The 2,519-nt window shown below is 33.7% G+C and carries 2 protein-coding genes; both read right to left on the bottom strand.

Annotated elements, in window-relative coordinates; genetic code table 11:
* Window positions 1–83 precede the first annotated feature (83 nt).
* The gene (gene istB, locus HF990_RS14695) at window positions 84–839 is read right to left on the bottom strand and encodes an IS21-like element helper ATPase IstB (protein WP_016839664.1); all 756 of its coding nucleotides are present in this window, start codon (window positions 837–839) and stop codon (window positions 84–86) included.
* On the bottom strand, window positions 836–2,368 hold the full coding sequence (istA, locus tag HF990_RS14700) for an IS21 family transposase (RefSeq protein WP_016839663.1): 1,533 nt from the start codon (window positions 2,366–2,368) through the stop codon (window positions 836–838). Before istA ends, istB begins: the two co-directional genes overlap by 4 nt.
* Window positions 2,369–2,519 lie beyond the last annotated feature (151 nt).

Raw genomic sequence — 2,519 nt, forward strand, 5'->3', positions numbered from 1 at the left:
TGTAACCGTCAAGTAGAATTAAACAATTTTCCACAAATAATTTTAAACAGTTTTCTACAATTAAGATTCAACAGTTTGCTAAATTAAAATAATACCTTTCTGTATTTCATACGAATGCTATCCGTTTCGTTATCGAAAGTGATAATTTCACTCCTATGTAATAAACGGTCAAGTATAGCTGTTGTTAAAGTAGGATCACCAAGAAATTTTCCCCATTCATTTGGCCCTTTATTAGAGGTTAGAATGAATGCTGCTTTATCATATAAATCATAGATAAACTGGAAAAATAGATTGGCTTCCTGAGTCTCGTAAGTCATGTACATGACATCATCAATAATAATTAAATCCGAAGCTATAATACGTTTGTAGCGTATTTTAGATTTATTGATATATTCTTTTGTTTTTAAAATATACATAAGCTGATTCATGGAGACAAAGGATACTTTGTATCCTCTCTCCACAGCGTGTATTCCTAATGCAACGGATAAATGTGTTTTTCCTGCTCCTGTTGGTCCCATCAAAATTAAAGTAAAAAATTCTTCAATCCAATTCAGTTCTTTTAATACATTTAGTTGTTTTTCACCAAGAGCTGTTTGTTCCTTCAAATCATAGGTATCAAACGTCAATATTTCTGGGAACTCTGCCCATTTCATTAATCTCTCATTATTTTTCTGCTCTCTACATCGCATCTCATAGCTTAAGATTTCATAAACCAGTTCATGATATGTCCAATTCTTTGCTTCAGCTTCACGGAGTAAATTCGGTAATTCTTTAGCCGTCTCAGCGAGGCGCAAGGTACGACATTTATCTTGTAAAATTTCATAGGGATGATGATTCATTCATTTTCACCTCCAGATAAGACTTTTAAATAAATGTCTTCGGATCGTTCTGGTGCTGATAAATCTTTATACTTCTCATTCAATTCAACGATTTTAGGTGAACTTTTTTGATATTGTACAGATAATGCATGTGCAATATCCCGAAAATCATTTGCACTGGTCATTCCAAGTTTCTTCATTTCAGATAAAGCTTCCTCACAATGATTTGGGTAAATTCTGATGGCTTGTTGTAGTACTTTGAGTTGATCCACTAAATGACGTGGATATCGTTCTTTCAATTTGTGTATTAACCATTGAATATTCTCTTTATCTATGAATGTTTCTTGAATTTGATGAATTAAAAGATCTCGTTTACTTGTGCTATGTTCCCGATGGGAGGGATCTGTAATAATCAATCCTTTTCCTTCGGATATTCGGTGCTTTGCTAACTCCATCCCAGTTTCTTTCAGTCGAATAATTAACCAACCATCCTCTTCTTGTAAATAAGCAAGATTTGGGGCATCTGCTCTATATGTTCCTTTAGGAACGCTATATCGATTTCCTTCATAACGAATAACATTGTCCTTATGGATATTTCTTGTTATACTTGGAGTTGAAACATTTGCGAAAATGTAAGTACCAGAGACTTTCTTTAAGTGTTGCTTTTCCAGGGCGTGCACTTCAGAAGGTCTCTTTTTCGTATTATGATGAACTTTATAGTTTCCTGTTCTTTTCAACCAAGCGTGGCACGATTGATTCCAATCTGAAAGATGATCGAATACTCGATTTTTGCTAAAATTATTTTTTACAAATTTCACAACCTGTTCAATTTTACCTTTTGATTCCGGATCACTCTTTCTACATAAATAAACATTAAATTTACGGGTATGATGATATTTAGTAAATTCAGCTGTAAGAATTAAATCACCTGCATTTTCACTAACTGCTAATAACGCATCTTGGTCATAGACCATTTCTTCTGGCATTCCTCCAAAGTATTCAAATGCATTTTCATGCATTCGAATCATATCGGAAGTACGAAAAGGTCGATCGAGCCATTCTACATATTTATATCTTGAATGTGATAAAACAAATGCGATAAAATACAACTTTTTATTCTCACCTTGTCTGTTTTTGACGGTAGTTTGTCCAAAATCCACTTGAGCCTGTTTTCCCATTGGTAATTCTGGAACTACACTATATGTCCTCTGAACCTTTACCTTTGGAATCCGATAGTAATCCCTCATTTCGTTTAAATAATTTCGTACAGTGTTCTCAGCGACTTCCCTGAAACCTAACTTTTCTTCCAACCAATCATAAACTTGTGCAGCAGTTAAATCAGGATGTTCCTTCAACCACCCTAGAATTTGATCATGATAAGGGTCTAGTTTCTTTTCTCTTGTACGTAATGTACTTAAAAATTCTTCAAACTCATCAGTACTCATATTCAAATAATCTATCACTCTATTTCTTGAAATATTTAGTTTTCTTGCAATAGCACTCTTGGAGAATCCCTCTTTGTATAAACGATGAATCTCGATGTAAAGCATAAATCTGTTCACTCCTAATTCCTCACTTTCAATAGACTAGTAACAGTATATTTGAAAGTGATTGATGGTGGGGAAACTGTTTAATCTTATTTGGGGAATTCTGTTGAGTTCTATTTGTGGAAAACTGTTGATTCTAGTTTAGCGTTTACAA

Source organism: Ureibacillus thermosphaericus, from assembly GCF_012396605.1.
GTDB lineage: Bacteria > Bacillota > Bacilli > Bacillales_A > Planococcaceae > Ureibacillus > Ureibacillus thermosphaericus.

What these genes read in the sequence shown, in the direction of transcription:
- istA (WP_016839663.1), bottom strand. Translation starts at nt 2,368, where the DNA reads ATGCTTTACATCGAGATTCATCGTTTATACAAAGAGGGATTCTCCAAG.
- istB (WP_016839664.1), bottom strand. Translation starts at nt 839, where the DNA reads ATGAATCATCATCCCTATGAAATTTTACAAGATAAATGTCGTACCTTG.